At 48.4% G+C, this 6,298-nt stretch carries 8 protein-coding genes; 1 reads left to right on the top strand and 7 read right to left on the bottom strand.

All coding sequences use genetic code 11. The features are described from left to right. The first annotated feature begins 151 nt into the window (after window positions 1-151). A complete protein-coding gene (locus NW199_RS03410; protein WP_309148111.1) occupies window positions 152-487 on the top strand; it encodes a LysR substrate-binding domain-containing protein in 336 nt (111 codons plus the stop codon). 25 nt (window positions 488-512) lie between these two features. On the opposite strand, the gene lpcA is transcribed toward NW199_RS03410, so the two are convergent. The 7 genes from lpcA to NW199_RS03375 form a co-directional block, all read right to left on the bottom strand. Further along, window positions 513-1,103: a D-sedoheptulose 7-phosphate isomerase gene (gene lpcA / locus NW199_RS03405; RefSeq protein WP_258333636.1), complete on the bottom strand. Its 591-nt coding sequence runs from the start codon at window positions 1,101-1,103 to the stop codon at window positions 513-515. Between the two features lie 26 nt (window positions 1,104-1,129). Beyond that, window positions 1,130-1,732: a recombination mediator RecR gene (gene recR / locus NW199_RS03400; protein WP_022473328.1), complete on the bottom strand. Its 603-nt coding sequence runs from the start codon at window positions 1,730-1,732 to the stop codon at window positions 1,130-1,132. Window positions 1,733-1,741: 9 nt separating this feature from the next. Continuing rightward, window positions 1,742-2,059, bottom strand: coding sequence for a YbaB/EbfC family nucleoid-associated protein (locus NW199_RS03395; protein WP_022473327.1), 318 nt, complete (start codon window positions 2,057-2,059; stop codon window positions 1,742-1,744). 27 nt (window positions 2,060-2,086) lie between these two features. Further along, on the bottom strand, window positions 2,087-4,093 hold the full coding sequence (gene dnaX / locus NW199_RS03390) for a DNA polymerase III subunit gamma/tau (RefSeq protein ID WP_258333635.1): 2,007 nt from the start codon (window positions 4,091-4,093) through the stop codon (window positions 2,087-2,089). Window positions 4,094-4,100: 7 nt separating this feature from the next. Next, a complete protein-coding gene (locus NW199_RS03385) occupies window positions 4,101-4,580 on the bottom strand; it encodes a GNAT family N-acetyltransferase (protein WP_022473324.1) in 480 nt (159 codons plus the stop codon). Between the two features lie 57 nt (window positions 4,581-4,637). Continuing rightward, window positions 4,638-4,925, bottom strand: coding sequence for a LysE family translocator (locus NW199_RS03380; RefSeq protein ID WP_258333634.1), 288 nt, complete (start codon window positions 4,923-4,925; stop codon window positions 4,638-4,640). Between the two features lie 251 nt (window positions 4,926-5,176). After that, window positions 5,177-6,298 (bottom strand): RNA-guided endonuclease InsQ/TnpB family protein, encoded by a 1,122-nt coding sequence (locus tag NW199_RS03375; protein WP_258333633.1) that lies wholly within the window; start codon window positions 6,296-6,298, stop codon window positions 5,177-5,179.

Below are 6,298 nucleotides of genomic sequence, written 5' to 3'. Positions count from 1 at the left end.
TACTCACACGAATGGGAAGCTCAATGATAAAGGTTGGGCTAGTCATGGGACTGAATTTTACTTTAACGACCAAGGTCGTTGCACGAATTCCTCCCCTTGTTAAAACAAGGGGCTTCCTTCGTGATTATTCTGTGATGGTGGCGCAGGACGCCTGAATGACACTTATCTCAGTCTGCTGCACCTGGATATCCCGGCTCGAATTGAAGTTGATTCCACCAGTACTATGCTTTCACTCGTCGCTAATGGTATCGGATGGACCATTACGAGAGCGTTAGCCATTTTGCAAAACCCTGAAAAAGCAAAAGACGTTATCGTTTTACCGTTGCCTGCACCGGAGCTCTCTCGCCCACTTTATTTGGTCGCCCGACCTGATGAATCTCAACGTCTGATATCCCGGGTTGGAGAAGTCTCGCGAGAGATCTTCAATAACGAAATTACGCCTGAACTCAAAAAGATCGCCCCGTGGCTTCTCAAACCCAAAAAATAACCGACTCAAAAAATAAAGGCTCAGCTTAGATATAGTTTTGTGGAGCTAATTGACGTTCAACCAACTCGATCATGATATGAATCGTCTTGATATGCAATTCCTGCACACGATCAGCCCAACGGCCCGCCGGCGTCACAATGGCCACATCCGCCCTTTGAGCCAAGGGACTATCGACCTTGCCGGTTAAACCGATCACTTTCATTCCTTTTTCGTGAGCTGCCTCAACGGCATCAAGAACGTTGCCGCTTGTGCCGGAAGTAGTGATGGCTAAAAGCACATCGCCTTTTTGACCCACCGCCTGAACATAGCGGGAAAAAACAGCATGATAGCCGTAGTCGTTTCCCACGCAGCTCATATGAGACGGATCAGAAATAGCTATGGCTGCATAACCCGGACGATCACTTCTAAAGCGCCCGGTCATTTCTTCGGCAAAGTGCATAGCATCACACAAGGAACCACCGTTGCCGCAGGACAAAATTTTCCCGCCGCTACGGATCGCCTCAACCATTAATTCGGAGGCGCTAACAATGGCCTCTTGAGTCTGATCGGCTTCAATTAAAGCATCTAGCGCAGACCGCGCCTCTAAAAGTGCCGCTTTGACATGTTCTTTAGCCATAATCTCTATCCTCTTTGCCTCATTTTTTACCGGCGGCCAAAAATAGCTCCGGCAATGGTGTTGGCATCCGTGTACTCCAGCTCAACTCCTGCCGGAATACCTCTGGCCAAGCGAGTAACTCGAATTTGGGGAGCAACTGAAGCCATCGCTTTGGCGATAAAGTGTGCCGTAGCATCCCCTTCCGGGGTAAAGGGTGTCGCTATGAGTACCTCACGCACGAGTTTATCTTTTTTCACACGCTCCAGAAGCTTTTGCATATTGATGTCCTCTGCCCCAATGCCTTTTACAGGAGAAATTAGGCCCATCAGAACGAAGTAAAGTCCCCGGTACGCCATGGTTTCTTCAATCACCCGCTGATCTGCCGGCGTCTCTACGATGCAAATCTTCGTACGATCCCGAGACGCATCCGCGCAAATCGGACAAACCACCTCATCGGTAAGTGTGTTGCAGAGTTCACAGTGCTTGACGGTTTTAACAGCCCGTTCAAGCGTTTTTAAAAGTTTCGCCGCTTGTCGTCTGTCATCCGACAGGAGTTGTTCGGCGATACGGGAAGCCGAACGCGGCCCCAAACCGGGCAGACGCTTGAGCGCATCCACAAGGTCATCCAATGTGGGACTTAGCGTTGGCATCATTAATCCTTAGAAGGACATTCCCGGAGGAAGGGGCATTCCGGCCGTTGCCGCTGCCATTTTTTCCTTGGTGATTTTTTCAATCTGATCCAAGCAATCTTTTGTGGCCATGAAGATTAAATCTTCAACCATGTCCACGTCTTCCTGCAATAAACTCGGATCCACTTTCACAGACTTCAGCGCGTGCTTACAGGTCATCGTCACCTGAACGAGATTGCCGCTTGCGCTGCCCGTCACTTCAAGGTGCTCAAGTTCATGCTGCAAACGCTTGATATTTTCCTGTACTCGTGCGGCTTGTTTTAAAAGCGCTCCCATGTTTCCACGCATAATCTTTCCTTTCTTTTTATCAATAGGTTAAGAAACTTTCTTTTTTACCGACATCGGATCAATGCGAGCGTTAAAGCGTCGCATGACGGTTCTCGCCAACGGCGTTTGCTTAAGCGCTTCGATCGCTTCCTTTCGCTCAGCCTCGTCGGTTATTGTGACAAATTTATTCTTTTTGCGCTCAGCCTCTTGAGCCTTTTTCTGCTCTTTTTTCAACCTGGCACGCTCCTGGCTGATAGTGCGTGAGCGCGGCGTCTCCAACTCAAACTCAAAACGCATCCGGCGGCCAAAAAGCGGATCCACAATTCGCTGAACCGAAAGCATCGCTTTTTGGTTTTTCAGCCGGTTTTCATAGAGCGGATCTATACGCAGTTTGATCAGATCACCTTCTATCGAAACGCACTCACTGCGCTCCAAAATATCCTTGGCATAGGTTGCAGGATAGGTGTAGCGAAGCTTCTCGTACCAACGTTTACCGACTTCTGTAAATTCGGGAATCTGATCATAATCCTCGGCGTAATCATACTGATCGGCAAAAGACTCGTCCTCAGCGGTTTGCGCATCCGCTAAAGAAGGCTCAACCGAAGTTGATACGTAGCCGAAGTCTTCAATTGAGTCCTGCATCTGAGAAGCATACTCATCATAGTCATCGACGAACGGAGGATCGTCTTCTTCAATGACACTTGGCTCAGAGACTTTCTTCTCTTCTTTTTGCGGAGGAGTCGGCTCAAGGCGACTGCTCCGATCAGACTCCCCCAGAGAAGCTTCCTCCCATGGGGCAGGTTCTTCGTCAACTTTTTTTTCAGTTTCAGGAGCAGTCTTTTGCTCCTGAGATTGCGCTGACGGTTGTGATGGCGGCATCTGAACCGCACTTTGTTCAGTCTCCTTTGCGCTTTGAGGTTTAAAGCGTTCAGGTAATTTGACCTGTACGCTGCCGGCCGGTTTAAAGGCAAGCATACGCAATAGCGCCATGGTGAATCCGGCATACTCATCGGGCGCCAAATTCATATCTGCCCTGGCATTTAAAGCAATTTGATAGTAAAGCTGAACTTCTTGCGGCGTGAAGGTTCGCGCCAATGTCAAAATCGCCTCACGATCCATGTCATCGGCTGCGATACTCGCCACATCAAATTGGGCCAAAGCAATTTTGTGCAAAATGGAGGCCAAGTCACGAATCGCCTGGCTAAACGAGAGACTGCGCATGGACATCTGCTCGGCTACCTGCATCATTTCATGGGCTTTTCCTTCAGCCAGATAACCCAAAAGCTTGATGAGCACGTCGCTGTCCATCATGCCCAACATTTCCCGCACACTCTCGAGAGTAATCGGTTTATCGCCCGCAAAAGCGATGGCTTGATCGAGCAGACTCAAACCGTCACGCATAGAGCCTCGGGCCCCCACGCCCAAAAGCTTCAAAGCGGCGGGTTCGGCCTGAATATTTTCTTCCTTCAGAATGTGTGCCATATGTTCTGCAACGGTCTGCGGCGAAACATTCTTCAGATTAAATTGCAGACAACGAGACAGAACCGTAACAGGAACTTTCTGAGGATCTGTCGTTGCCAAAATAAATTTCACATATTCGGGCGGCTCTTCGAGCGTTTTCAACATGGCGTTGAAAGCGTGAGAAGTGAGCTGATGCACTTCGTCGATCATGTAGACTTTGTAGCGGGCGTTGGTAGGCGCATACATCGCCTGCTCGAGCAACGCGGTCATCTCCTCGACCGAGCGGTTGCTCGCCGCGTCCATTTCAATATAATCAACGAAACGCCCTTCATCAATGGCACGACACGCTTCACAAACTCCGCAAGGATGATCCGTCACCCCGCCTTTACCGTCCGGTCCTACACAATTAAGGCTTTTAGCCAAAATACGTGAAAGCGTTGTTTTACCGACACCACGAGTGCCTGTAAACAGATAAGCGTGATGAAGCCTATTTTCACGCAAAGCGTGTGTGAGCGCTTGAACCACCGGCTCTTGTCCCACCACACTTTCAAAATCATGAGGGCGCCATTTACGGGCCAAAACCTGAGAAGCCATAATCAACCTATGAACCTTTGGCAAAACGCTCAAGCGCCTCACCCGTTAAACGACACAATCTCCAATCAGGCAAAACCGTTGCACCGACCTTTTCATAAAATCCGATCGCCGGCGTATTCCATTCCAAAACAACCCACTCGAAACGACCGCATTTTTCCTTAACAGCCAAGGCAGCCAAGTAACGCATAAGCGCTTTCCCATAGCCTTTTCCACGATAGGCCGGATCAATGAATATATCCTCAAGGTACAAGCCCTTGCGGGTCAGGAAAGTTGAAAAATTATGGAAGTAAAGCGCAAAACCAACAGGGGTGTCATCCTCGTAGGCAATCACGGCATGCGCCGTCACCGATTCACCGAATAATTCTCGACGCACATCGTCAACCGTCGCTGTTACTTGGTCCAATAGCTTTTCGTAGTCGGCGAGTTTCTTAATAAAATTTAAAACCAATTCGCAGTCTTTTTCTTCTGCCGGACGAATTTCAAACATTTCTTTTGCTCATTGAGTTTGGTTCAAACAGGTGTAGTTTAGCGAAAATCTTTTCGATTAAACACCGATTTCCAAAAGCATATCGTAGAAAACTCGCGAAGCCAAAAACAAAAAGAAAGCGCCTCCCACGCAATTAATCACTCTTGCTGCATTTGGCGTAGACAAGAGCCGTCGGAAGTTGGAAGCTATCCAACCGTATCCGCAGTGAATTAGAAAGACCGTACAAAAGTATGTCACCGTCATCACACAAACTTGAGGCAGAAAAGACAGTTCGTGGTCAATGAATTGGGGAAAAAGCGAGACGAAAAACATGATAAGCATCGGGTTGGTCATCTGAAGCGTCACCGTTATGAAAAACCTACCTGAAGTTGAGTAGTTATACTCAAAATACCTACTCAGTCTCAGGTTTTTCTTCCTCCATCATCGAGATCAGTTTCACTTCAGATCACTCCGAAGCCAGCGCTCATCCCTCACCGAAAAACTCTCTTGCGAGAATCGTTTCAGGCCCACCTGAGGTCACGTCCCGAGTTTTCCCCTCTTCTTGGCAGGCAAAGGCGTTCACCGTGTAACTCACGGCACCGCCGGACTCATTAAAATCAGCCCGGCCGCTCGGTATATCTTCTTAAATTGATCGCCGCATTGAAGTCTCGATCCTTGATCTCTGCCCCACAATGCGCACACTTCCATCGTCTGTCCGAAAGCCTTAACTCGTCATTTTTCTGACCGCAATAACCGCACGTCTTAGAACTGGCATAAAACCGATCCGCTATGATCACCTCACAGCCTCTTTGCTCGGCTTTGTACTCCAGTTGACGCCGAAATTCGTAGAAACCAACGTCGGCTATGCAACGAGCCAGTTTCCCGTTTTTCAGCATTCCACTCACATTCAAATCCTCAATCACAATCCGAGAGAAATGAGTGGTCAGGTAGTTAGTGGGCTGATGCAAAGCATTCTGTCGGTAATTGAAAATCTTGCGATGCAACTCACCGATCTCCAATACCAACTTGATACGGTTTTTACTGCCTTTCTGACTTCGTGCGAGCTTCCTTTGCAGTCGACGAAGCTTCGACAGACTTTTCTTTAATGGTTGCAACGCTTCAAACCTCTTGTGGTTCGAGAGCACCGCCAGTGACTTCACCCCCAAGTCCACTCCCACCGTGCCTTGGTTTTTGGCCGGTTTTAAGTGGTTGAGATTGGCGAGTTCACAAGTCAGACTCACATACCATCGTTTTCCGCGTCGCGAGACCGTTGACCAAAGCAGCTTCGCTTCTTTAAATCGCAACGGCTCACGCATCCGCACCCAACCTAATTTCGGTATACGGATGCGTGAACCTTTGACTTCAAAGTGGTCATTGCTGATTGTGAAACTGTCAGAGACGTACTTTTTCTTGAATTTTGGGTACTTGAAATGCTCGGGGTTCTTCCAAAAATTCGCAAACGCTTGTCCTAATTGAATGATGGCCATCTGCACAGCGCACTTGGTCACTTCCATCATCCACGGGAATTGCTCACGTTTTATAGCATTGAGTTTGCGGCGAATACTGTATTGATTGGGTTCGGGCTGAGTCGGATCTTTCTTGTAGGCTTCATACTCTTCGATCCATTCATTCAATGCCCAATTAAAAGCAAATCGGGCGCAACCGACCGCTTTTTTCAAATACAGCTCTTGACTGTCGTTGACAATGAGCTCGATTTTATGGGCTCGATGAATCTGCAT

Origin of the sequence: Parasutterella secunda, from assembly GCF_024733725.1 — a bacterium.
GTDB classification, from domain to species: domain Bacteria; phylum Pseudomonadota; class Gammaproteobacteria; order Burkholderiales; family Burkholderiaceae_F; genus Aphodousia; species Aphodousia faecalis.
This window is presented reverse-complemented; position numbering and strand designations above follow the sequence as displayed.